This window comes from Massilia agrisoli, assembly GCF_020831365.1.
Taxonomy (GTDB): Bacteria; Pseudomonadota; Gammaproteobacteria; order Burkholderiales; family Burkholderiaceae_D; genus Telluria_A; species Telluria_A agrisoli.
Genome location: NZ_JAJHPV010000009.1, coordinates 168,569 through 191,405 on the forward strand (window position 1 = coordinate 168,569; position 22,837 = coordinate 191,405).

The window sequence follows — 22,837 nt, forward strand, 5'->3', positions numbered from 1 at the left end:
AGCCGCGGTGCCGGCGCGTCACGCGGGTTTGGCAACCATCAAATAAAACACCGCGAGGAAAGCGAAAAATGCCGGGAAGCCCAGCGCGATCCAGGCTTTGAAGTAGCGCCAGTATTCCGCAGGCAAGGCAGTGCCATCGCGTGCGGCGACTTTCGAGAGGTCGCGCAGGCGCATTTGCAGCCACACCACCGGAAGCCAGCATGCAATGGCGATTCCATACAGCGCAAACGACCACATGATCCAGCGGGTGTGGAAGGGGATGCCGGCAAGTTTCATCAGGTAATACCCGGTCAGCGGCTGGAGCACGACCGTGGTCGCGGTAAACAGCCAGTCGGCCAGCACCACGTAACGCGTCACCACGGCAATTGCCCTGATGTCGCGGCTGATATTGGCGAACAGCAGGTAGAACGCCGAGCCGATGCCCGTGCCGAACAATAATGTGGACGACAGGATATGCAGCCATTTGACGGTCAGGTAGTCCACGTTCATTCCTCCAGTTCATAGAGCAGCCAGATCGCCGCCAGCATCGGCAGGTTCTTGGTCAGCGGCCCGTATGGATGCAGCAGGAACTCCGGCAGCTTGACCGCGATGACGACCGTGTAAAACCCGATCAGCGCCACCTGCGCCAGCCATAGCCAACGCCGTTTCGGCAACAGCAGGATGCCCAGCCCCAGCGCCAGGTCGAAGGTCGCGGCGCCGTACAGCATCAGCGGCTGCAACGCCGCCGAAATGCCTGTGCGCGCCAGCAGCTCATAGCTCAGCTCCACCGGGTACAAGCCGAACGATACCAGTGCGGTGGCAATCCAGACCGCGGCAATGCTGGCGCGCAGCACCGGCAGCAGCCACTGCAGCTTTGCCTGCGCCCGCTCGGCGGCAGGGTCGTCGATGAAGGAGGAAATCGGCCGCGGCGCCCGGCCCAGCAGTTGTGCGGTCATGGCCACGTCCGCGGTATTGCCGCGATCGAGCATGGCGAGCGCGTCCCGGTCGAGCATCGCCCCCGGCAGCCACCGGCCCAGGCCCGCGAGCGTACGCGCCACGGCGCCTGGCAGGCGCAGCAAGCGCTGGCGCCCCATGCCCATCGCGCGCCTCAGCGCACCGATGTAACTGGTGAACGGCAGCGCCTCCGGTCCCACCAGCGGCAGGCGAGTGCCAGGCATTGGCGCCGCGCCGTGCAGCAACACAAGGAAAACATCCGTCAGATCGCCGATATGGATCGGCTGCACCAATTGTGGGGCGTTGCCAAAGCGTAGGGTCAGCGGCATGCTTGCAAGCATGCGGAACACGCGGGCGCTCGCCCCATCCTTTCCGTAAATCAGTGAGGGCTGGACAATCCACGATGCCAGCGGCAATGCAGCGAGGAAATCGTCGGCTGCCTTTTTACTCAAGTGGTAGGCAGTGGTCGCGTGCTCATCGGCGCCGAGGGCTGACAGCTGGACCACCAGCCGCACCGTGCCCGCCTCGACGCAGGCGGCAAACAGCGCGCACGGCGCTTCAGTGTGCAGCGCAGAAAAGGTTTGCCCGCCGCTTTCACGAAAAATGCCGACGGTATTGATTACCACGTCAATGCCCGCCAGGCGCGCCAGCCAGACGGATTTATCGGTATCCTTGGCAAAGTCGGCTGTGATGTAGCCCAGGCAGGGATTGTCGCTATCCATTTTCCTGCGGACAGCACAGATGACTTCGTGACCGTCGGCCAGCAGTGCATCGCGCACATGGCCGCCGACAAAGCCGGTCGCTCCGGTGAGCAGGATCCTCATGCCTGCACCAGCCGCAGCGCTGCTTCAGCCTTCATTAATGACGAGTTCCAGTTCATTCGACCGAGGACGATATGGATAAATGGGAAACTGCCTTACAACGCGGCCTGGTGTCCGGGACCACTTCCAGCTTGCTGTCAACCGCCGCCCTTGCCGCGCTGGGCAAAGGCACCAGCAACAGCATGTTCGGCCCGACCAACGCCATCAGCCACTGGATCTGGGGCGACCGCGCCGCCCGCCAGGACGAACCGTCGGTCAAGTACACCTTGCCCGGCTACCTGATCCACCACGCCAGCGCCACCTTCTGGGCCGTGCTGTTCGAGCGGGCCTGCGCGGCTGAGCTCGACAAGCGCGACACCGCCAGGACCATCGGGCTGGCAACGGCGGCGTCCGCCGTGGCGTGCTTCACCGACTACCAGCTCACGCCAAGGCGCTTGCACCCGGGTTACGAAAAACGCCTGTCGAAGCCATCGCTGGCGGTCGTCTACGGCGCATTTGGCCTCGGGCTCGCGGCTGGCGCAATGCTGTGCCGGCATCGCTAGTGTAAGCCAGCGATGGAAGTTGCGCCGCCCTTCTTGATCGCGCTGCTTGCCCATGGCGTCATTGGCGGAAGCGATGTGATCCTCAACCATGAGGTGATCACGCGCCTGCCGCAACGCCGGGGCGCGGGGCCCGAGCAGCGCCTGCACTGCGCGCGCGAGCTGGCATTTGCCGCAATCTTTTTCGCGCTGGCCTGGTTCGAGTGGCGCGGACTGTTTGCCTGGGCAATTGTCGGCCTGTTCCTGGCCGAGCTGTGCATTTCGACGATCGATACCGTGCTTGAGTTCGACACGCGGGTGCTGCCGGTGACCGAGCGGGTCATGCACGTGATGCTGTTCATCAACTTCGGGATCGTGCTGGCGTTGCTGGCGCCCGTGCTGTCTGGCTGGATGCAGCTCGCTGATGGGGTCGTGCGGGTCGATTACGGATGGGCGAGCTGGGTGCTCAGTGCGATGTCGGTGGTATCGCTGGGATGGTCGCTGCGCGACGGCTTGCGTGCAAGGCAATTATTCCGCAAGACGCAGGGCGGGTGAGCGCCGCAGCGCCACCCGTCCTGCGTTCAGCTTAGAAGCTGTACGCCGCGCGGGCGTAGATGAAGCGGCCCGAACGTCCAAACGGCGCGTAGTTGGCGAACGCCGCGTTGCCGGTCGTGTTCAGCGACGGCGGCAGCGCTTCAGGATACTCGTCGAACACGTTGTCCGCGCCGATCGCCAGGTTCAGCTTTGGCGTGACTGCGTAGCGCGCTTCCAGGTCGACCACGGTCTGCGCGCCCATCTCGAAGTCCAGCGCAGCGGTGGTGCCAGGCGACAGCACCTTGCCGTAGCGGGTGGCGCGGAAGGTGGCGCCCCACTGGCCGAGCTTCCAGTTCACGTTGGCGTTGAGCTTGTTGGCCGGCTGGCCTTTCTCAAGCGACAGCACGTTGAGGCGGTCGAACAGCGACGGCGCCGGGGTCAGCGCCGACAACTGCGCGGTGACCGGTACCTTGGTTACGTCGGTATCGGTGAAGTTGCCCGCCACGGTGAAGTCGAGCTTGCCCGCTTCGCCCATGCTCATCGGCCAGCTGACAACCACGTCCACGCCGCGGGTGCTGGTATCGACACCGTTGATGAAGAAGCGGCCGCCGCCGACGCCGATGAAGCCCTGCGAGCGGATGTAGTCGCGCACGTTGGCGGCGGTCAGGTTTTCCGACAGGATGATGCGGTCTTCGATGTCGATGCGGTAGGCGTCCACCGTCACGTTCACGGTGCCGAAGCGCATCACCGCGCCCAGCGACGCGTTCAGCGATTTTTCCGCATCCAGCGGCTTGGCGCCGAGGGCCACCGCGACCGGATCGTTCGGCTTGAAGGTGGTGATCTCGAACGGTACGCCGTTGATGAAGTTGGTCGACGTCGTGGTGAAGTTCTGCTGCTGCGGCGACGGTGCGCGGAAGCCGTTCTGGACCGAACCGCGCAGCGCGAACGCCGGGTTGAAGTCGTAGCGCAGCGCGAGCTTGCCGGCCAGGCTTTCGCCGAAGTCGGAGTAGTGCTCGCCGCGAACAGCCACCGATGCCAGCAGTTCCTTGGTCAGGTTCGCTTCCAGGTCCACGAATGCGCCGATCGCGGTGCGGTGCGTATCGCTTTCGTTAGCTGGACGGAAACCAGGGAACACCTGGGCGCCCGGAGGCGCTGGCGTGCCGTTAGCCAGGGTAACGCCGCCGTGGCGGTAGGAATCAGGCTCGCCCGCGAACAGCGTGTAGCCCTCGCGGCGCGCCTCGACGCCCACGGCGATGTTCAGCGGCGAGGCCAGGTTGGCCATCGGCACCGAGCGGACACCGGTAACGTTGGCGACCAATTGGTCGTAGGAGAAACCGCCGGCCTCGAACTGGGTCTTGCTGGACGGGCCGATCGAGCGGTTCAGCGTGTTTTCGATGGTAAAGGCCATCTTGTTCTTGCCGTAGCCGAGCGAGGCATCCATGTCCCACTCGCCCATCGTCCACGACACGCCGCCCGTGGCGCTGTAGTCGTCGACCGACGGGGCGATGATCGGCAGGTAGCCGTTCGGGTAGATCGAGATGATGTTCTGGTCCTGCAGGGCGCGGCGGAAGAAGCCGGCCGAACGGGCGTCGCGCTTCTGGTAGCTGGCCCAGCCGTACAGCTTGACGTTGTTGCCGAGGTTGTAGCCGGCGTTGGCAAACAGGGTGGCCTGCTCCATTTCCGGCTCGCCGTACCAGGCGTTGAAGCGGTCGATGGTGGCTTCGCGCGGGTCGAAGGCGCCGTTTACCAGCGGGTATTGCTGGCGGTAGTCCCAGCCGCCGCGCTCGGTGCGCTTCTGGTCTTTGACTTCGGCGGCCAGGGTCAGGTGGCCGTCTTCGCCCAGGCTCAGGCCTTTCCACAGGCTGACCGTCAGGGTCTCGCCGTCGGTGCGCTTGCGCGAGGATGGCGCGCTCCAGATCGCGCCTGCCGGGGTCGGGCTGGCCACGATGTCGTATTCGGAATCGCGGGCGCCGTAGGACATGGTGGCCTCGCCGCCATCGCGGTCGGTGCGCAGGCGGATGTTGACCACGCCCGAGATCGCATCCGAGCCGTACTGGGCGGCGGCGCCATCGCGCAGCACCTCGATGGTGCGGACCATCGCGGTAGGGATGGTGTTCATGTCGACCGAAGCCGAGCCGCGGCCGATGGTGCCGTTCACGTTCACCAGTGCGGACGCGTGGCGGCGCTTCGAATTGACCAGCACCAGGGTCTGGTCAGGCGCCATGCCGCGCAGGGTGGCCGGGCGGATGGTATCGGTGCCGTCGGCCAGGCCCGGGCGCGGGAAGTTCAGCGATGGCAGGGCCACGGACAGCGCCTGGTTCATCTCGGTGCTGCCGCTGGCTTTGAGGGTATCGGCGGAAATGATGTCGACCGGGGCGACGGTGTCGAGCGCGGTGCGGTTCGCAACCCGGGTGCCGGTGACCACCACGGTTGTCGGCGTTTCATCGGGAACAGCCTGCGCGACGGCGGCGCCCGAGGCGAACAGCGAAGCGATCGTTAAAGCGAGAACCTGTTTCTTGGGTACGAATTTTCTATGCATTATTTTTTCCTCGTTGATGAAAATACCGACAACAAAAGCGGCGAACCTCTTTTGATACTCGTACTTACAGGCAACGAAGTCAATTCTGCAACACGATATGTGACGCAGATAACAACACATCAAATTTCGGTGTCAGTTTCGCGTAAGGGAGGGTTGCAGTACGTAGGGCGGATAAGCGCAAAGCGCGCATCCGCCCTACCAAAAACGTGCCGCAGCTTAATGCGCCACCACCTTATCCCGCTTGAACATCTTCTGGATCACGGTTACCACCATCAGCACCACCGCGCCCGCCACCAATCCCGCCACCAGGTCGATCAGGGTCGGCGTCACCGCCTTGAGGACGCCGCCGATCGCCGGCACGGTGCCCGCCGCCGCCGCCGCGCCCTCGACGATCTCGGCCAGCGCATGGACGCCGTGCATCAAAATGCTGCCGCCGACCATGAACATCGCCGCCGTGCCCAGCACCGACAAGGTCTTCATCAGCTTGGGCGCCATCAGCAGCAAAAAGTCGCCGAAGCGCCGCGCGCCGCCGTTGTCGCGCTTGCTGAGATACAAACCGGCGTCGTCCAGCTTGACGATGCCCGCCACCAGCCCGTAAACGCCGACCGTCATCACCAGCGCGATGGTCGTCAGCACCATCACGCGCTCGGTGAAGGTGGCCGCCGCGACGGTGCCGAGCGAAATCACGATAATCTCCGCCGACAGGATAAAGTCGGTCCGGATCGCACCCTTGATCTTGTCCTTTTCCAGCGCCACCATGTCGACCGACTCGTCGGCCAGCGCGGCCGCCAGTTCCTGCTCGTGCGCCGATTCTTCTTCCTTGTGCAGGTACTTGTGCGCCAGCTTCTCCGCGCCTTCAAAGCACAGGAAGGCCCCACCGATCATCAGCAGCGGCGTCACCGCCCACGGCGCAAACGCGCTGATCGCCAGCGCTGCCGGGACCAGGATCGCCTTGTTGACGAACGAGCCTTTGGCCACCGCCCACACCACCGGCAGTTCGCGGTCCGGGTTCACCCCCGATACCTGCTGCGCATTGAGCGCCAGGTCGTCGCCCAGCACGCCTGCGGTTTTCTTGGCGGCGACCTTGCTCATGACGGCTACGTCGTCAAGGATGGTCGCGATGTCGTCGAGTAAAGCCAGCAAGCTGCTTGCCATGGGCGCTGCTCCGTGTAAATGTCTAAAACACACATCTTACCTGACGCGACGGCCGCGCCGCGTACGCAAACCAGCCCCGTTTTTTGCAGTTCAGTCCGCAAATACTGCATCTCGTCGCTTTGTTCGTATTTTCGCGCCCCGCGCCCGTATAGTCCGGTGCATTAACAGGCTGCCCGATTTTTCCAGCGAGGTTCATCATGAATACCGAACACGACTTCTCGACCGCCCCGGCACGCGGCGCCGCGCGCCCGGTCAAGCGCAAGACCCGCATCACCATTTACCTCGACGACGAGGTGCTTGAAGAGTTCCGCTCGCTGTCCGAACGCTGCGGCACCGGCTACCAGACCCTGATCAATGCTGCGCTGCGCACACGGCTGGCCACCGCCGCCAAGGCCGAGCCGGTACTGGCCGACTGAGCGGGCCAGGCGTGTGGCGGTGCGCGCCGCAATGCACCAAAACCGTCGCAAGCCAGTCACAGCAGGGCTTACTTTTGCGTCGCCGCCTTAGAATTTATTACACACGGCAATAATTATGCTAATCTTCCCGCTCTTTTAACCCCGGAGGATAGTATGAAAAAAGGCGAACTGATTGCAGAATTTGCGAAGCGTACGGAGATGTCCGGCGCGGCCGCGAACGGCGCCGTCAACACGATCATCGACATCATCACCGAGCGCCTGAAAAAGGGCGACACGGTAGGTATCACCGGTTTCGGCACCTTCTCCGTAGCCAAGCGCGCTGCACGCAAGGGCCGCAATCCATCGACCGGCGAAGCAATCAAGATCGCTGCTTCGAAGACGCCTAAATTCTCGGCTGGCGCGACCCTGAAGTCGGCTGTCAATCCTAAGAAGAAGTAAGCACCACCCCCGCGTGCCCGCAGCGGGCCCGGTACGCCGGGCGCCGCGGCGTGGCGCCGCGCCGTTTCCCCTCCCCGAATTCCCCCCATGAGCTTCGCCACCTGGATTGCCTTTGTCTTTGCCGCGTCGATCATTGCCGTCTCGCCCGGATCGGGCGCCGTGCTCGCGATGTCGCACGGGCTGTCGTATGGCGTCAAGAAGGCAAGCGCAACGGTGCTCGGGCTCCAGCTTGGCCTGCTGCTGGTGCTGGCGATCGCCGGCGCCGGCGTCGGCTCGCTGCTGCTGGCCTCGGAGCTGGCTTTTAACATCGTCAAGACCGTGGGCGCGCTCTACCTGATCTGGCTCGGCCTCGCGCAGTGGCGCTCGAAGGTCGAGATCATGCCCGGCACCGCCGCGGCGCCAGTGCAGGCCTACGTGCCGGCGTTCGGCAAGCGCGTGCTGACCGGCTTCCTGACCAATGCGACCAACCCGAAAGGGATCATTTTCATGGTCGCCGTGCTGCCGCAGTTCATTTCCAAAGAAGCGCCGCTGCTGCCCCAGCTGGGCATCCTGGCCATCACCATGGTCTGCATCGACTCGGTGGTCATGAACGGCTACGCCTTCCTGGCCTCGTCGATGCAGCGCTTCTTCCGCGATGCGCGTGCAGTCAAAAAGCAGAACCGCTTTTTTGGCGGCGTGCTGATGCTGGTCGGCGGCGCCCTGTTCTTCGTCAAGCGCGGCGCCTCCGCCGCATAAAGCGTTCGTCCCCGGCCGATTGCAACCGTTTGTAACGGTTGTGGTCCGTTCGCCGCCATGCCGCGTTTTATACTTGGCAAATGCCCTAATCCATCTCCCTGGAGTTCACCATGCGTAGTCCCTTTATGAGAGCTGCGGCCGTGCTGGCGCTGATGGCCTGCTCCGTCCTCGCGCAAGCCCAGTCCGAAGCGCCCGGGCGCGTCGGCCGCGTGTCCCTGGTCCAGGGGCCGGTGACCATCAGCACCGAAGACGGCGACCAGCCCGACAGCGCCCTGGTGAACTGGCCGGTGACCAGCGATAACCGCATCACCACCCAACGCAACGGGCGCACCGAAATCCGCATCGGCTCGACCGCCGTGCGCCTTGACGGCGACTCGTCGCTCGAAGTGCTCGAGCTGGACGATGACCGCCTGCAGCTGCTGCTGCATTACGGCAGCGCCAACATCCGCGTGCGCAACGCCGAGGTGCTCGACGGCTTCTCGATCGAGACGCCGCAGGGCCGCGTGCGCATGCGCGAAGCGGGCCGCATCCGCGTCGACGCCAACCCCGACGCCAGCCTGGTCGACGTATTCGACGGCGTCGCGCTGGTGGAGGTTGACGGCTCGACCTTCTCGCTGCGTCCCGGCCGCCGCGTCGAAATGCGCCACGGCGACTTGGTCACCGCGCTGGCGGTGCGCACCAGCTTCGACGACTGGGCGCGCCTGCGCGACCAGCAGGACGACCGCGTGGTCTCCGACCGCTACGTCACCACCGAAATGACCGGGTACGAAGAGCTGGACCGCTACGGCAGCTGGAGCGACAACAGCGAATACGGCCCGGTGTGGCTGCCACGCCACGTATCGGCCGGCTGGGCGCCTTACCGCGACGGCCGCTGGACCTGGGTCTCGCCCTGGGGCTGGACCTGGATCGACAACGCGCCCTGGGGCTACGCGCCCTCGCACTACGGCCGCTGGGTGATGATCAACCAGCGCTGGGGCTGGGCGCCTGGCCGCCACATCGGCCGCCCTGTGTGGGCGCCGGCACTGGTGGGCTGGGTCGGCGGCAGCGGCTGGAGCCTGGCGTTCAACTCGGGTCCGCTGCACCGCTCGGCGCCCGCGCAAGGCTGGTACCCGCTCGGATTCGGCGAACACTATGCGCCTTCGTACCGGATGCGGCACGACCACCTGCGCCACATTAACCGCCATGTGCATCCGCATGAGGGCCGCCGCCGCGGCGACGACCACCGCCGCCACGGCCTGACCGTGGTCCCGCATGACCACTTCAAGCGCCGCGCGCCGATCGTGGTGCCGGCCACCCCGCGCGCCGTGGTCACCCCGCTGGCGCTGCAGAACGCGCCGGTACTGGCGCCGCAGGCCCCGGCAGAGCGCGCCGGACGCATTCGCCGCCACCGTGACGCCGACGTCGAAGCCGGCGACGTGTCGTACCGTGTGCGCCGTCCGCTGCAGGCAGCACCGGCTGCGGCGGTGCAGCCGCAGGTCCAGGCGCCGGTTACCGTTCCTGTGCAGGTCCAGCCGGCGCCGCGCCGCGAGCACCGTGGCGGCGATGACCGCCGTGAAGCACGCGTTGCCGACGACCAGCGCGGCGATTGGCGCGAAGAGCGTCGCGGCCAGGTCGAAGAAGCGCGCCGCCAGCAAATGGAAGCAGCCCGCCGCGAACAGGCGGAAGCGGCGCGCCGCAGCCAGCTGGACCAGCTGCGCCAGGCGCAGTTGGAAGAGGCACGCCGGGGGCAGGCCGACCAGATGCGCCGCATGCAAATGGACGAGATGCGCCGCAGCCAGATGGAAGAAATGCGGCGCGCGCGCCAGGGCCAGTTGCAGGCCGCGCCGGCGGCGGTCCAGCAGCCGGCGCCACAGCAGATGCAGCAGGCGCAGCCAGAACCGCGCCGCATCGCGCCCCAGCCTCAACCGCAGCCCCAGGTGCAGGCGCCTGCACCCCATGCCGACAATCCGGTGTCCAGGCAGGAACGCCGCAGCCGGGAAGAGTCGCAGAACCGTGGTAACAGTCGTGGTTTCGACCAGCACTAAGACCTGCGCGGCCGTGCGTTTCATTCCGCCATTTCTGCATCACAGGCGGCGTATCGCACCGTTCGTCGCATCCATGCCGCATTGAAGGGGGCGAATCGGTACAGTGGCATCACTCGGTAGCGCAATGGTTTTTCCGCTACCGACTTTTTGTCCTCCGCTATTTTCCCCCCCAACGATGGAAGTAGTTTACGGCCAGCCTCGCGCTGGCCGCTTTTTTTCCGCGGCTGGCCAAACGCAAAACATTGGCTACAATGTACCTTTGAACGCGTTTGAACTGGAATGTGTATGACCACGACCCCTGACTCCCTTATCGAATACCCGAGTGACTTTCCGATCAAGGTGATGGGCGCGACGCATGTGGACTTCGCCGCCACGATCGTCGATGTCGTCCTCGAATTCGACCCGACCTTCCACATCGGCCGCCTGGAAGAGCGCCCTTCGGCCAAAGGCAACTACACTGGCCTGACCGTCACCGTGCGCGCGACCAGCCGCGCCCAGCTCGACGACCTGTACCGCGCCCTGTCGGCCCACCCAATGGTCAAGATTGTCATGTAAGCCACACCTGGGCCGGCGCTGGCAGCAAGCTGGCGCTGGCTTATAATGGCGGGTGCCGTAACCCAACCGCCACCCGCTATCTTCATGCCTGCCATCTGCCCCGCACCGGCGATCATCCGTGATCTCGGCCGCGCCGACTACGAACCCGTGTTCGCCGCGATGCGCGCCTTTACCGACGCGCGCGACACCGGCACGCCGGATGAATTGTGGATCGTCGAGCACCCGCCGGTGTTCACGCTGGGCCTCGGCGCCGACCGTGGCCACCTGCTGGCCGGCCCTGGCGTTCCCGCCCACGGCATCCCCGTGGTGCAGACCGACCGTGGCGGCGAAGTGACCTTCCACGGTCCCGGCCAGGTGGTGATCTACCTGCTGATCGACCTGCGCCGCAGTAAGCCGGGCGGCAAGCTGTATGCGCGCCAGTTTGTGACAAAAATCGAACAGGCGATCATCAACGTGCTGCAGGCGTATAATCTGGAAGGTGAGCGCATCGCGGGCGCGCCAGGCATCTATATCGCCGCCGGCCCGCGCAAAGGCGCCAAGATCGCGGCGCTGGGCCTCAAGGTGCGCGGTAACGGATGCACTTACCACGGCGTGTCGCTGAATGTCGCGATGGACCTTTCGCCGTTTTCATGGATTAACCCTTGCGGCTATTCCGGCCTGGCCACCGTCGACATGCGCACCATGGGCGTGCATGCGGCACTGGCCGACGTGCAGCAGCAACTGGCGGCTGAACTGGTACGCCAGCTGGCCATGCCCGACCCGAACAACATCAACCATGCCCCTCCAGGGCAAGCAGCCAAATGACCACCGACATCGACACCGGCACCGTCCCCGCTTACAACCCGAGCGAAAAGCAAAAAGGCGCAAGCAAGACCTCGCGCATTCCGATCAAGATCGTCCCGATCGAGCAGGTCGAGCGCCTGAAGAAGCCGGACTGGATCCGCGTCAAGGCTGCCACCGCATCGAGCCGCTTTTACGAAATCAAGGACATCCTGCGCGCCAATAACCTGGTGACGGTGTGCGAAGAAGCCAGCTGCCCGAACATCGGCGAATGCTTCGGCAAGGGCACCGCGACCTTCATGATCATGGGCGACAAGTGCACCCGCCGCTGCCCGTTCTGCGACGTCGGCCACGGCCGCCCTGACCCGCTCGATACGGAAGAACCGGGCAAGCTGGCCAAGACCATCGCCGACCTGCGCCTCTCCTACGTGGTGATTACCTCGGTCGACCGCGACGACCTGCGTGACGGCGGCGCAGGCCACTTTGTCGACTGCATCCAGAAGACGCGCGCGCTGACGCCATCGACCAAGATCGAAGTGCTGGTGCCGGACTTCCGCGGCCGCCTGCAAAAGGCGCTCGACATCTTCAAGGACGGCCTGCCGGACGTCATGAACCACAACCTCGAAACCGTGCCGCGCCTGTACAAGGAAGCGCGCCCGGGCGCCGACTACGCGCACTCGCTGCAGCTGCTGCGCGACTTCAAGGCGATGTACCCGGGCGCGGTCACCAAGTCGGGCCTGATGGTTGGCCTGGGCGAGACCGACGAAGAGATCCTCGAAGTGATGCGCGACATGCGCGCCCATAACATCGACATGCTGACCATCGGCCAGTACCTGGCGCCGTCGAACTCGCACCTGCCGGTGCGCCGCTATGTGCACCCGGACGTCTTCAAGATGTTTGAGGAGAAGGCATACGAGATGGGCTTCGTGCACGCCGCGGTTGGCGCGATGGTGCGCAGCTCGTACCACGCCGACGTACAGGCGCACAACGCCGGCGTCGCCGCCTAGCAGGCGATCCGTGCAGGTAGGGCGGATAAGCGCAAGCGCATCCGCCGAATCGGCCGCCGGCCGGTCAGCGGCTCACTGTGGGCGCCGGTACACCCGCACGTAATCGACCAGCATCCGCTGCGGCATCACGGTCGTAGCGTCCGGATAGCCTGGCCAGTAGCCGCCGACCGCGAGGTTCAGCAGCACAAAGAAAGGCTGTTCAAACACCCAGTCGCCCTTTACCAGTTCTGGCCGCGCGGTGTGATACAGCTGCCCGTCGCGGTACCAGCGGATCTCGCGTGGTTCCCACTCCACCGCAAACACGTGGAAGCCGTCCGCGTAATTCCCGCTTGCGAGCACTGATGGTTTGCCGAATGCGTGTTCGCCCGAATAGCCCGGGCCATGCACAGTGCCGTGCACCGTTGCCGGTTCCTTGCCGATGTTTTCCATGATGTCGATCTCGCCGCTGCGCGGCCAGCCGGCCGTGGCGATGCCGCTGCCCAGCATCCAGAACGCGGGCCAGATGCCCTGGCCCTTCGGCACCTTGATCCGCGCCTCATAGCGCCCGTAGGTACGCTCTTTCAGCCCCGCGGTCTTGATCCGCGCCGATGTGTACTCGCGCTGTTCATAACGCTCCTTGCGCGCTTCGATAACGAGGAAGCCATCGGACACGCGCACATTCTCGGGCCGGGCCGTGTAGTACTGCAGCTCGTTGTTGCCCCAGCCATTGCCGCCGGTTTCGGCAATCCAGTTGCGCGCATCCAGTGTGGCGCCGTCGAATTCATCGCTCCAGTCGAGCACCCAGCCCGGGGGAGCCACCGCAGCAGGGGGCGGTTCGGCCCGCGCGAAACAGGGTGGCAGCAGGAACGCGCCAGTCAGCAGGCACAGTGCTCGAATGTTCATGGTGGCGCCCTTTTCGGCAGCGAGATTGGAAACGTTTCCTATTTCACTATACCTTCGGGTTTTTGTCATGTCAACCGACACCGCACGCGGCGTTTTCCGCTGATTCTGTTGCGTTCCCGGCATTCGGCAATCGTCGTGAACCCCTTGGCAAAATATTCCGTTGACAATTTTTTTCGCTGACCCTAATATTCAGACAGCTTTGATGGAAACGTTTCCACAAATCGCTGGAAATGAGCAGGAAAACGCACCCAGTGGCACAAGAATAAATCTATAAAAATAGAGATTGAGGAGATCACATGCACTACCCAAAGGCGAACCAGAAGTTAATGAGCCTGGCAGTTGCCGCTGCCTGCGCCGCGCTCGCGCCGGCCTACGCTCAGGAGGTAGCAGCCGCCCAGGCGGAAGCGGCCACCACCACCACCACGACCACCACTGACGCCGCAGCAGAACCTGCCGTCCAGCGCGTTGTCGTGACCGGCCTGCGCAACAGCATGGTCTCGTCCATGAACCTGAAGCGTAATTCGGACGGCATCGTCGACGGCATCGTCGCGGCGGACATCGGCAAATTCCCGGATACCAACCTGGCCGAATCGCTGCAGCGCATCAGCGGCGTGTCGATCGACCGCTCGATCGGCGAAGGCTCCAAGGTCACCGTCCGCGGCGTAGGCCCCGACTTCAACATGGTGCTGCTGAACGGGCGCCAGATGCCGACCTCCAACCTGGGCGACCTGAACGGCCGCGCCTTCGACTTCGCCAACCTGGCGTCCGAAGCGATTTCGCAGATCCAGGTGTACAAGTCGAGCCGCGCGGAGACCCCGACCGGCGGCATCGGCGCCACGCTGAACGTGATGACGGCCCGCCCGCTCGACCGTCCTGGCCTGCAGGCCAGCATCGGCGTCAAGGGCGTGTATGACACCTCGGCCTCCAACCTGCCAGATGACGTCAAGCGCGGCGAGAAGGTCACGCCCGAAGTCTCCGGCATCTACAGCAACACCTTCGCCGACGGAAAATTCGGCGTCGCGATCAGCGCCAGCTACCAGGAGCGCAACCTGGGCTTCAACCAGGCCGCCGTCTCCAACGGCTGGAAGGGCCCGTTCCGCGGCGACGAGAACAACTGGGGCACGATCCCCCAGCCAGGCACCCCTGGCTCGGAGAACATCGTCAACCGTCCCGCACCGGGCGACCTGTATTCGGTCCCGCAGAACCTGAACTACAACATGAACGGCGTGCAGCGCCAGCGCACCAACGGCCAGCTTACCCTGCAGTTCGCGCCAACCAAGGACCTGACCACCACGCTGGACTTCACCTACTCGGAAAACAAGATCCAGACCCGCCGCAACGACCTGTCGGCCTGGTTCAACTTCGGCCCGTCGTCCACCAGCTGGACCGACGGCCCGGTAGCGAGCCCGCTCCTCTACACCGAGATCATCAATCCTGCGGCCAGCGACATCGCCATGGGCGGCGCCCAGTTCGCGACCAAGACCCAGAACGAATCGATCGGCTTCAACACGGCATGGCGCGTCAACAGCTCGCTCAAGCTTGAACTCGACGCCCACAAGTCGAGCGCCGAATCGGTGCCTGACAGCCCGTTCGGCTCGAATAACACGATTGGCACGGCGAGCTTCAGCCGCGGCACCACCGGCGTCGACTTCAGCCAGGACTTCCCGGTGCTGTCGATCCAGGGGGCGGACTTCCAGCGCGCGCGCCAGCACGTGACGGGCTCGGTGTTCCAGAATGGTTACATGAAGGGCGATATCGACCAGCTGCAGTTCAAGGGCCGCCTGCGCATGATGGAAGCGTCCAACCTGAACTTCGGCCTCGCCGCCACCAAGGTAGAAAACCGCTCCGCGTTCTCCAACCAGCAGCGCGACACCTGGGGTGGCGCCACTTCGCCGGCCGACTACCCAAGCAGCGTCTGGCATCCGGAAACCGTGCGCCAGTACTTCGACCAGATCAGCGGCAGCGACAATGCGGGCCTGTTCAACCAGTTCTACACCTTCGATTTCGAAGAAGTGCGCCAGATCGCGGCAACCGCGTCGGGCCTGCCGCAGCTGTACCTGCCAAAGACCACCTACGATACCGACCGCCGCACCACGGAAAAATCGAAGAGCGCCTACCTGCAGGTGAATACCGACTGGGATACCGCGCTGCCGGTCCACACCGCCATCGGCGTACGCTACGAAGAGACCGACGTGCGCTCGACGGCGCTGGTGCCTACCGCGACGAGTATCTCGTGGGTGTCGCAGAACGAGTTCCCGATCAGCTTCGGAGCGCCATCGTTTACCAGCCTGGAAGGCAAGTACCGCCACGTGCTGCCGAGCTTCGACTCTGACGTGGAGCTGAACAAGGACATGAAGCTGCGCTTCAGCTATGGCCATACGATCGGCCGTCCGCGCTATGACCAGATCCAGGGCGGGCAGGTGCTCGACCAGCTGGCGCGCATCAACGGCGGCACTGGCTCGCAGGGCAATCCGTCGCTCAAGCCGGTCAAGTCGAAGAACATCGACCTGTCCTACGAGTGGTACTACGCGCCGCAGAACTTCTTCTCGGTCGGCTACTTCCGCAAGGACCTGGAGAACTATGCCGGCCAGTCGAAGGTGTCGGCCACGCCGTTCAACCTGCGTACGCCGGTCGGCGGCGCGTTGTGGAACCTGGCGCTTGCCAATGGCTGCAGCGGCGGCGACACCACCTGCATCCGCAACTACATCTTCCGCAACCATGCCGGCAGCGCCGGCGTGACGCGCGGCCCGGATGACGCGGCGGGCAACGCCACCGGCACCATCGTCGGCCAGCCAGGCGATCCGATCGCCAATTTCGAGATCACCTCCTTCTCCAACCAGAAGCGGGCGGACCTCAATGGCGTGGAGGTCAACGTGCAGCACATGTTCGGCAACAGCGGTTTCGGGCTGTCGGCCAACTACACCTACGTCAATTCGGGGCTGGAATACGACAACGCGAGCGTCGGCGAACAGTTCGCGCTGGTCGGCCTGAGCGACTCGGCCAACCTGGTGGCCATCTACGAAGACGCGACCTGGACCGCACGTGCAGCCTACAACTGGCGCGGCAAGTTCTTGTCGGGGACCTTCGACGGTTCGGGGCCTAACCCGAACTACACCGAAGCGTACGGCCAGCTCGACATCAGTGTGGGCTATGCGGTCAATGACAAGCTGAGCCTGCAGTTCGAGGCGATCAATGTCACCGACGAGATCCAGCGCATCCACGGCCGCACCGAAAACCAGCTGCTGTTCGTGACCCAGTCGGGCCCGCGTTACATGTTGGGTGCCCGTTACAAGTTTTAATCGACAATAATAGTGACTTGAAAAGGCCGCGGCGGTGCCGCGGCCTTTTCGGGTTAATGTCGAGGCTTGTATAACAAGGGCATTTGCATGGTGAGTACATCGATCAGGCACATCGTGATCCTGGGGGGCGGATCGGCCGGCTGGCTGGCCGCCGGCGTCATCGCGGCCGAACACCACGCCAGTTCCGGCGGCGGCCTGCAGGTAACGGTGATCGAGTCGCCCGACGTGCCGCCGATCGGCGTCGGTGAAGGCACCTGGCCGACCATGCGCGACACGCTGCGCAAGCTCGGCGTGTCCGAGTCGGAATTCCTGCGCGAATGCGACGCCTCATTCAAACAGGGCTCGCGCTTCAACCGCTGGGTCACCGGCGGCGACAACGACTACTACTTCCACCCTTTCGTGCTGCCCCAGGGCTACGGCGATGCCGACCTGGCCGCGCGCTGGCAGGCGCGCCATCCCGGCGTGCCATTCGCCGACCTTGTCAGCTTCCAGCCGCACCTGTGCGTCAACGGCCGGGCGCCGAAACAGGCCGCCACGCCTGAATTCGCAGCGGTGGCCAATTACGGTTACCACCTCGACGCCGGCAAGTTCGGCGTCTTCCTGCGCCGCCACTGCGTCGAGCGGCTTGGCGTGCGCCACATCCTTGACCATGTCGATGGCATCGAGTCGCACGACAGCGGCGACATCGCGGCGCTGCTCACCCGCGCGCACGGCGCGATTGGGGGCGACCTGTTCATCGATTGCAGCGGCATGCGCTCGCTGCTGCTTGGCCAGCACTTCGGCGTGCCGCTGCTGCCGCAAAAGCACGTGCTGTTCAACGACAGCGCCCTCGCGGTGCAGGTTCCCTATGCCAGCGAGGACAGCCCGATCGCCTCGCAGACCACGTCCACCGCGCAAAGCAGCGGCTGGATCTGGGACATCGGCCTGCCGAGCCGGCGCGGCATCGGCCACGTCTACTCCAGCGCCCACATCAGCGACGAGCAGGCCGAGCGCGAACTGCGCGCCTACATCCGCGACAACGGCGGGCCGGCGGACATCGCCACCCCGCGCAAGCTCAGTTTCGAGCCGGGCTACCGCAGCCGCTTCTGGCACCGCAACTGCGTGGCGATCGGCCTGTCCGCGGGTTTCATCGAACCGCTGGAGGCGTCCGCACTGGCGCTGGTCGAGCTGTCCGCCGCCATGCTCAGCGAGGACATGCCGGCCACCCGTGAGGCGATGGACATCACCGCGCGCCGCTTCAACGACGCCTTCACCTACCGCTGGGAACGGGTCATCGATTTCCTCAAGCTGCATTACGTGCTGAGCCAGCGCCGCGACTCCGCCTACTGGCGCGACAACTGCCGCCCCGAGGCGATTCCCGAGCGCCTCGCCGAACTGATGGCCTTGTGGCGCCACCGGTCGCCGTCGCGCCACGATTTTTTCCGCACCGAGGAAGTCTTCCCGTCGGCGAGCTACCAGTACGTGCTGTACGGGATGGGCCGCGGCATGGAACCCGAACACGCACTGCGCAAGGCGGAATTTGCCGGCGCGGCCGACGCCTGCTTCCGCGAAGCCGCCGACCTGACCCGCAAGATGCTGGCGGCGCTGCCCGATAACCGTGCGCTGCTGGCGCACATCGGCCGCCACGGGCTGCCGCGGATCTGACGTAACACTGACACCACAACAACGACAAAGAGCGAAGAGACATGGCTAATCCAGTATTGCTGAACAACGTAGACCACAAGGACCTGCGCGTGGTCACCCGCCGCGGCGCCGCCTGGGGCGACAACCTCATGCTGGCGCTGACCTTCCCCGCCGAATTCCGTACCCTCCAGGCGCATTACCCGATCGTGTTCCGCAAGACCCGCGATGGGGCCTTCGAGCCGGTGGCCCTGTTCGGCTTCCAGGAAGGCGAAAACCTGTTCCTGGACGAAGGCGCATGGGACGCCACCGACCTGCCGCTGTCGGTCGAACGCCTGCCCTTCCTGATCGGCGTCAGCGGCGACGAGCTGATGGTGCATGTGGACCTCGATAACCCGCGCGTGGGCAGCAGCGAGGGCGAGCCGGTATTCCTGCCGCATGGCGGCAACACCGAATTTTTGGAGCGCATGAACTCCACCCTGCTGGCGCTGCACCAGGGCCTGCAGGACGTGGCAGGCTTCACGCAAGCGCTGCTGCAAAACGAACTGCTGGAATCGTTCGTATTCGATATCGAGCTCAATGACGGATCGCAGAACCGGCTGGCCGGCTTCTACACCATCAACGAAGAACGCCTGGCCATGCTGGACGGGGCGGTGCTGGAACGGCTGAACCGGGCCGGCTACCTGGCCGCCATCTACTTTGCAATGGCGTCGCTGTCGAACTTCCGCGCGCTGATCGAGCGCAAGAACCGCCGTGCGTGAAATCGACGGCGCCGGCCTGGTGCTCGACGACGCGCTGCTCCAGTCGACCGAGCCAGTCATCATCCGGAGCCTGGTGTCGCACTGGCCGCTGGTGCGCGCGGGACTGGAATCGAGCCAGGCGGCGGACGCCTACCTGCGCCGCTTCTACCAGGACGCGACCGTGGTGGCGATGCTGGGCGCCCCTGACATCGATGGACGCTTCTTCTACAACCAGGACCTGGGCGGCTTTAACTTTCGCCCGGTGCACGTCAAGCTCGACACCGTACTGGGCGAACTTGAGGCGCGCCGCAACGACGCCAGGCCACCGGCCATCTACGTCGGCTCCACCACGGTCGACACCTGCCTGCCGGGGCTGCGGGCCGAGAACGACATCGGCCTGGGCGAACGCGACGCGTTGATGAGTGTCTGGATCGGCAACAAGACCCGCATCGCCGCCCATTACGACCTGCCCGACAACCTGGCCTGTGTCGCCGTAGGCCACCGGCGCTTTACGCTGTTCCCGCCTGACCAGCTCAGCAACCTGTATGTCGGGCCGCTCGACTATACGCCCGCAGGGCAGGCAATCAGCCTGGTCGACTTCGCGCAGCCCGACTTTGGCCGCTTCCCGAAGTTCGCCACCGCGCTGGAACACGCCCAGGTCGCCGAACTGGGCCCCGGCGACGCCATCTTCATACCAAGCATGTGGTGGCACCACGTCGAGGCGCTCGACCCGTTCAATGTGCTGGTCAACTACTGGTGGCGGCAGTCGCCCGAGTACATGGATACCCCAACCAACGCGCTGATGCACGCCATCATGAGCGTGCGCGATCTTCCGCCTGCGCAGCGCAAGGCCTGGCAGGAGCTGTTCAGGCACTACGTGTTCGAGGCCGGCGAAGACACCGCGGCACATATCGAACCGGGCGCGCGCCGCATCCTGTCGCCGCTTGACGCCGACGCCACCCGCGCACTGCGCGCACAACTGCTGAAACGAATGAACCGCTGAAGGAGACTGGGATGCAAAAAGATAATAGGGATAACAAGGTTCGCCGGGTCGTGATCGCAGGCGGCGGCACCGCTGGCTGGATGGTGGCGGCCGGGCTGTCGAAAACGCTGGGCAAACTGCTCGACATCCGCCTGGTCGAATCGGACGAAATCGGCACGGTGGGCGTGGGCGAGGCCACCATACCGACCCTGATGAACTTCCATCACCTCCTTGACATCAACGAGCAGGAATTCATGGCGGCCACCCAGGCCACCTTCAAGCTTGGCATCAGCTTTGAAAACTGGCGCGACGTCAAACAGGATTACATCCACTCCTTCGGCCTGACCGGCACAGATCACTGGACCGCCGGCTTCCAGCACTTCTGGATGAAGGGCCGCGAGCGCGGGCTGGCGGGCGATTACGGCGACTACTGCCTCGAACTGAAGGCCGCACAGGCCAACAAGTTCGCCCACCTGCCGCGCAACGGCATGAACTACGCCTACCACCTCGACGCCAGCGCCTATGCGCGCTACCTGCGCAAGTTCAGCGAGCGCTTCGGCGTCAAGCGCATCGAAGGAAAGATTGTCGAAGTCAGCCAGCACGCTGGTTCGGGCGATATCCGCTCGATCAGGCTCGACTCGGGCGCCGAGATCGAAGGTGATTTGTTCATCGACTGCACCGGTTTTCGCGCCCTGCTGATCGGCCAGGCCATGGGCGTGGAATACGAAGACTGGTCGCATTGGCTGTTTTGCGACAGCGCGGTGGCCGTGCAAACCCCGTCGACCGGACCGGCGATACCGCTTACCCGCTCGATCGCGCGCGACTCGGGCTGGCAATGGCGCATCCCGCTGCAATCGCGGGTCGGCAACGGCATCGTATTCTCAAGCCGCTACATGGACGACGAGCGGGCAGTCGGCACGCTGCTCGCCAATATCGACGGCGAGCCGCTGACCAAACCACGCGTGATCAAGTTCACGCCTGGCCAGCGCCGCAAGGTCTGGAATGGGAACTGCGTGGCGATCGGGCTGGCCAGCGGCTTCCTCGAGCCGATCGAATCGACCAGCATCCACCTGATCCAGCGCGGCATCGTCCGCTTGATGCAGATGTTCCCGTCCGATGGCATCTGCCAGTCGGACATCGATGAGTACAACAAGCAGGCAAACGCCGAGATCGAGCATATCCGCGACTTCATCATCCTGCACTACCACGTCACCAACCGCCAGGATTCGGCGTTCTGGCGCGACTGCTGCAGCATGGCCATCCCGGCATCGCTGCAGCACCGGATCGACCTGTTCCGCGAGACCGGGCGCGTGTTCCGCGTACCGAACGAGCTGTTCGCCGAAAACTCGTGGATCCAGGTCATGCTGGGCCAGGGCGTCATGCCGCGCCGGCACCACCAGAGCGCCGACCTGATGGGGGACGCAGAACTGTCCCACTTCCTCGGTAACATCAGCTCGGCGATCGACAAGACCGTGGTGCAGCTGCCGCTGCACCAGGAGTATGTGGACAAGTACTGCCGCGCGCCGGCGTAACGCCGCCAATCAGGCCGGCGCGCCCGGCAGCTTGTGCAGGTTGGCGTACTTGACGCCGTAGAACAGGATGAAGCCGTAGCACAGCGCCGGCACCACGAACGACAGCTGCAATCCGATGGTGTCGGCCAGCAGGCCCTGCGCAAACGGCACCAGCGCCCCACCCACAATGGCGGTGCACAGCACGCCGGAAGCCTGGCCGGTGAACTTGCCCAGGCCATGCAGCGCCATGCTGAAGATGGTCGGGAACATGATCGAATTGCACAGGCCTACCGCAAGGATGGCCCACATCGCAACCTGGCCTTCGCCGACAATGGCGGTGACAATCAGCGCAATCGCGCCCAGCGCGTTGAACGCCAGCGTCTTGCCTGGGCTAACGTAGCGCATCACGGCAAAACCGATGAAGCGTCCCACCAGCGCGCCGCCCCAGTACAGGCTGACGTAATGCGCAGCGGCGGCATGGTTCAGGCCCGCGATATTGCTCTCGCCGAGGAAGTTGATCAGGAAGCTGCCGATACTGACCTCACCGCCCACGTACAAGAAAATCGCGACCGCGCCCAGCACCAGGTGGCGGTGCGCGGTGACGGAGCCCTTGGCGCCGGCGTCGCCGGCCGCGTCGGCGGTATAACTGATCTTCGGCAGGCGCGCGATGGCGAACAGCATCGCCAGCAGGGCCAGCGCGCCGGCCAGCACCAGGTAAGGCCCTTGCACGGTCGCTGCTTCCGCGGCGCGGTAACTGGCCTGCTCGCTGGCCGACATCTGCGCCAGCTGGTCGGCGCCCAGTGCGCCGGCCGACAGGATCAGGATGCCGCCCAGGCTCGGAGCAACGGTGGTGCCCAGCGAGTTAAACGCCTGCGTCAGGGTCAGGCGGCTCGATGCCGTGCGCGGCGAGCCAAGCACGGTCACATACGGATTGGCCGCCACCTGCAGGATCGTGATGCCGCTGGCAAGGATGAAGAACGCAAACAGGAACAGGCCGTAGCCGTTCTTTGAGGCCGGGTAGAACAGCGCGCAGCCGGCTGCCGCGATCAGCAACCCCGTCACGGCGCCATTCTGGTAGCCGATCTTCTTGATCAGCATACCGGCCGGCAGCGACACGATGAAGTAGGCGCCGAAGAAGCAGAACTGCACCAGCATCGCCTGCAGGTAGGTCAGCGTATAAATCGACTTCAGGTGGGGGATCAGGACGTCGTTCAGCGAGGTCAACAGCCCCCACATGAAGAACAGGATGGTAACGATGACCAGCGGGCCGGTGTTCGATGCGGACGCGTTGCCGGTGTCGGGCGCCAGCGCCGCGGTGTTGTGTGCCGAATGTTCCATGGTGTCTCCG

General features: G+C 64.6%; 20 protein-coding genes. 14 read left to right on the plus strand and 6 right to left on the minus strand.

Annotated elements, in window-relative coordinates:
- Positions 1-18: 18 nt before the first annotated feature.
- Entirely contained in the window at positions 19-483 is a 465-nt protein-coding gene (locus tag LMJ30_RS05255; protein ID WP_229431295.1) for a DUF2269 family protein, read from the minus strand.
- Positions 484-485: 2 nt separating this feature from the next.
- The gene (locus tag LMJ30_RS05260; protein ID WP_229431296.1) at positions 486-1,757 is read right to left on the minus strand and encodes an SDR family oxidoreductase; all 1,272 of its coding nucleotides are present in this window, start codon (positions 1,755-1,757) and stop codon (positions 486-488) included.
- A gap of 71 nt (positions 1,758-1,828) precedes the next feature.
- Between LMJ30_RS05260 and LMJ30_RS05265 the strand changes: the two genes are divergently transcribed.
- Together LMJ30_RS05265 and LMJ30_RS05270 are read left to right on the plus strand one after the other, a co-directional pair.
- On the plus strand, positions 1,829-2,296 hold the full coding sequence (locus LMJ30_RS05265) for a hypothetical protein (RefSeq protein WP_229431297.1): 468 nt from the start codon (positions 1,829-1,831) through the stop codon (positions 2,294-2,296).
- Between the two features lie 12 nt (positions 2,297-2,308).
- The gene (locus tag LMJ30_RS05270) at positions 2,309-2,827 is read left to right on the plus strand and encodes a hypothetical protein (RefSeq protein WP_229431298.1); all 519 of its coding nucleotides are present in this window, start codon (positions 2,309-2,311) and stop codon (positions 2,825-2,827) included.
- Between the two features lie 31 nt (positions 2,828-2,858).
- On the opposite strand, the gene LMJ30_RS05275 is transcribed toward LMJ30_RS05270, so the two are convergent.
- The gene (locus LMJ30_RS05275) at positions 2,859-5,345 is read right to left on the minus strand and encodes a TonB-dependent receptor plug domain-containing protein (protein ID WP_229431299.1); all 2,487 of its coding nucleotides are present in this window, start codon (positions 5,343-5,345) and stop codon (positions 2,859-2,861) included.
- 216 nt (positions 5,346-5,561) lie between these two features.
- Complete coding sequence (locus LMJ30_RS05280; RefSeq protein WP_229431300.1) at positions 5,562-6,500, minus strand: DUF808 domain-containing protein; 939 nt, start codon at positions 6,498-6,500, stop codon at positions 5,562-5,564.
- 197 nt (positions 6,501-6,697) lie between these two features.
- On the opposite strand from LMJ30_RS05280, the gene LMJ30_RS05285 reads away from it, so the two are divergent.
- From LMJ30_RS05285 to lipA, 7 genes are all read left to right on the plus strand, one after another.
- Positions 6,698-6,916 carry a BrnA antitoxin family protein gene (locus tag LMJ30_RS05285; RefSeq protein WP_229431301.1) on the plus strand — a complete coding sequence of 73 codons (219 nt, stop codon included), beginning with the start codon at positions 6,698-6,700 and terminating at the stop codon, positions 6,914-6,916.
- Between the two features lie 153 nt (positions 6,917-7,069).
- Complete coding sequence (locus LMJ30_RS05290) at positions 7,070-7,354, plus strand: HU family DNA-binding protein (RefSeq protein WP_131423695.1); 285 nt, start codon at positions 7,070-7,072, stop codon at positions 7,352-7,354.
- Between the two features lie 87 nt (positions 7,355-7,441).
- Complete coding sequence (locus tag LMJ30_RS05295; RefSeq protein ID WP_229431302.1) at positions 7,442-8,089, plus strand: LysE family transporter; 648 nt, start codon at positions 7,442-7,444, stop codon at positions 8,087-8,089.
- Positions 8,090-8,199: 110 nt separating this feature from the next.
- Positions 8,200-10,113, plus strand: a complete 1,914-nt coding sequence (locus LMJ30_RS05300) for a DUF6600 domain-containing protein (protein WP_229431303.1) — start codon at positions 8,200-8,202, stop codon at positions 10,111-10,113.
- A 285-nt stretch (positions 10,114-10,398) separates the two neighbouring features.
- On the plus strand, positions 10,399-10,668 hold the full coding sequence (locus LMJ30_RS05305; protein WP_229431304.1) for a DUF493 family protein: 270 nt from the start codon (positions 10,399-10,401) through the stop codon (positions 10,666-10,668).
- 84 nt (positions 10,669-10,752) lie between these two features.
- A complete protein-coding gene (lipB, locus tag LMJ30_RS05310; RefSeq protein WP_229431305.1) occupies positions 10,753-11,472 on the plus strand; it encodes a lipoyl(octanoyl) transferase LipB in 720 nt (239 codons plus the stop codon).
- Positions 11,469-12,455: a lipoyl synthase gene (gene lipA, locus LMJ30_RS05315; protein ID WP_229431306.1), complete on the plus strand. Its 987-nt coding sequence runs from the start codon at positions 11,469-11,471 to the stop codon at positions 12,453-12,455. Before lipB ends, lipA begins: the two co-directional genes overlap by 4 nt.
- Positions 12,456-12,527: 72 nt before the next feature.
- On the opposite strand, the gene LMJ30_RS05320 is transcribed toward lipA, so the two are convergent.
- Positions 12,528-13,337 carry a glycoside hydrolase family 16 protein gene (locus LMJ30_RS05320; protein ID WP_229431307.1) on the minus strand — a complete coding sequence of 270 codons (810 nt, stop codon included), beginning with the start codon at positions 13,335-13,337 and terminating at the stop codon, positions 12,528-12,530.
- A gap of 296 nt (positions 13,338-13,633) precedes the next feature.
- Between LMJ30_RS05320 and LMJ30_RS05325 the strand changes: the two genes are divergently transcribed.
- The 5 genes from LMJ30_RS05325 (at position 13,634) to LMJ30_RS05345 (ending at position 21,510) form a co-directional block, all read left to right on the plus strand.
- Positions 13,634-16,636: a TonB-dependent receptor gene (locus LMJ30_RS05325; RefSeq protein ID WP_229431308.1), complete on the plus strand. Its 3,003-nt coding sequence runs from the start codon at positions 13,634-13,636 to the stop codon at positions 16,634-16,636.
- An 87-nt stretch (positions 16,637-16,723) separates the two neighbouring features.
- Positions 16,724-18,280 carry a tryptophan halogenase family protein gene (locus LMJ30_RS05330; protein WP_229431309.1) on the plus strand — a complete coding sequence of 519 codons (1,557 nt, stop codon included), beginning with the start codon at positions 16,724-16,726 and terminating at the stop codon, positions 18,278-18,280.
- A gap of 41 nt (positions 18,281-18,321) precedes the next feature.
- Complete coding sequence (locus LMJ30_RS05335; RefSeq protein WP_229431310.1) at positions 18,322-19,017, plus strand: SapC family protein; 696 nt, start codon at positions 18,322-18,324, stop codon at positions 19,015-19,017.
- Positions 19,010-19,999 carry a cupin-like domain-containing protein gene (locus LMJ30_RS05340; RefSeq protein WP_229431311.1) on the plus strand — a complete coding sequence of 330 codons (990 nt, stop codon included), beginning with the start codon at positions 19,010-19,012 and terminating at the stop codon, positions 19,997-19,999. Before LMJ30_RS05335 ends, LMJ30_RS05340 begins: the two co-directional genes overlap by 8 nt.
- An 11-nt stretch (positions 20,000-20,010) precedes the next feature.
- Positions 20,011-21,510 carry a tryptophan halogenase family protein gene (locus LMJ30_RS05345; protein WP_229431312.1) on the plus strand — a complete coding sequence of 500 codons (1,500 nt, stop codon included), beginning with the start codon at positions 20,011-20,013 and terminating at the stop codon, positions 21,508-21,510.
- Between the two features lie 9 nt (positions 21,511-21,519).
- Here LMJ30_RS05345 and LMJ30_RS05350 read toward each other — a convergent pair whose 3' ends face one another.
- Positions 21,520-22,827, minus strand: coding sequence for a sugar MFS transporter (locus LMJ30_RS05350; RefSeq protein ID WP_229431313.1), 1,308 nt, complete (start codon positions 22,825-22,827; stop codon positions 21,520-21,522).
- Positions 22,828-22,837 lie beyond the last annotated feature (10 nt).

Excerpts from the sequence above, each read along its gene's own strand:
- LMJ30_RS05285 (WP_229431301.1), top strand. The coding sequence starts at position 6,698 with ATGAATACCGAACACGACTTCTCGACCGCCCCGGCACGCGGCGCCGCG.
- LMJ30_RS05345 (WP_229431312.1), top strand. The coding sequence starts at position 20,011 with ATGCAAAAAGATAATAGGGATAACAAGGTTCGCCGGGTCGTGATCGCA.
- LMJ30_RS05260 (WP_229431296.1), bottom strand. The coding sequence starts at position 1,757 with ATGAGGATCCTGCTCACCGGAGCGACCGGCTTTGTCGGCGGCCATGTG.
- LMJ30_RS05305 (WP_229431304.1), top strand. The coding sequence starts at position 10,399 with ATGACCACGACCCCTGACTCCCTTATCGAATACCCGAGTGACTTTCCG.
- LMJ30_RS05295 (WP_229431302.1), top strand. The coding sequence starts at position 7,442 with ATGAGCTTCGCCACCTGGATTGCCTTTGTCTTTGCCGCGTCGATCATT.
- LMJ30_RS05270 (WP_229431298.1), top strand. The coding sequence starts at position 2,309 with ATGGAAGTTGCGCCGCCCTTCTTGATCGCGCTGCTTGCCCATGGCGTC.
- LMJ30_RS05330 (WP_229431309.1), top strand. The coding sequence starts at position 16,724 with ATGGTGAGTACATCGATCAGGCACATCGTGATCCTGGGGGGCGGATCG.
- LMJ30_RS05320 (WP_229431307.1), bottom strand. The coding sequence starts at position 13,337 with ATGAACATTCGAGCACTGTGCCTGCTGACTGGCGCGTTCCTGCTGCCA.
- LMJ30_RS05275 (WP_229431299.1), bottom strand. The coding sequence starts at position 5,345 with ATGCATAGAAAATTCGTACCCAAGAAACAGGTTCTCGCTTTAACGATC.
- LMJ30_RS05280 (WP_229431300.1), bottom strand. The coding sequence starts at position 6,500 with ATGGCAAGCAGCTTGCTGGCTTTACTCGACGACATCGCGACCATCCTT.
- LMJ30_RS05335 (WP_229431310.1), top strand. The coding sequence starts at position 18,322 with ATGGCTAATCCAGTATTGCTGAACAACGTAGACCACAAGGACCTGCGC.
- lipB (WP_229431305.1), top strand. The coding sequence starts at position 10,753 with ATGCCTGCCATCTGCCCCGCACCGGCGATCATCCGTGATCTCGGCCGC.
- lipA (WP_229431306.1), top strand. The coding sequence starts at position 11,469 with ATGACCACCGACATCGACACCGGCACCGTCCCCGCTTACAACCCGAGC.
- LMJ30_RS05290 (WP_131423695.1), top strand. The coding sequence starts at position 7,070 with ATGAAAAAAGGCGAACTGATTGCAGAATTTGCGAAGCGTACGGAGATG.
- LMJ30_RS05265 (WP_229431297.1), top strand. The coding sequence starts at position 1,829 with ATGGATAAATGGGAAACTGCCTTACAACGCGGCCTGGTGTCCGGGACC.
- LMJ30_RS05325 (WP_229431308.1), top strand. The coding sequence starts at position 13,634 with ATGCACTACCCAAAGGCGAACCAGAAGTTAATGAGCCTGGCAGTTGCC.
- LMJ30_RS05350 (WP_229431313.1), bottom strand. The coding sequence starts at position 22,827 with ATGGAACATTCGGCACACAACACCGCGGCGCTGGCGCCCGACACCGGC.
- LMJ30_RS05300 (WP_229431303.1), top strand. The coding sequence starts at position 8,200 with ATGCGTAGTCCCTTTATGAGAGCTGCGGCCGTGCTGGCGCTGATGGCC.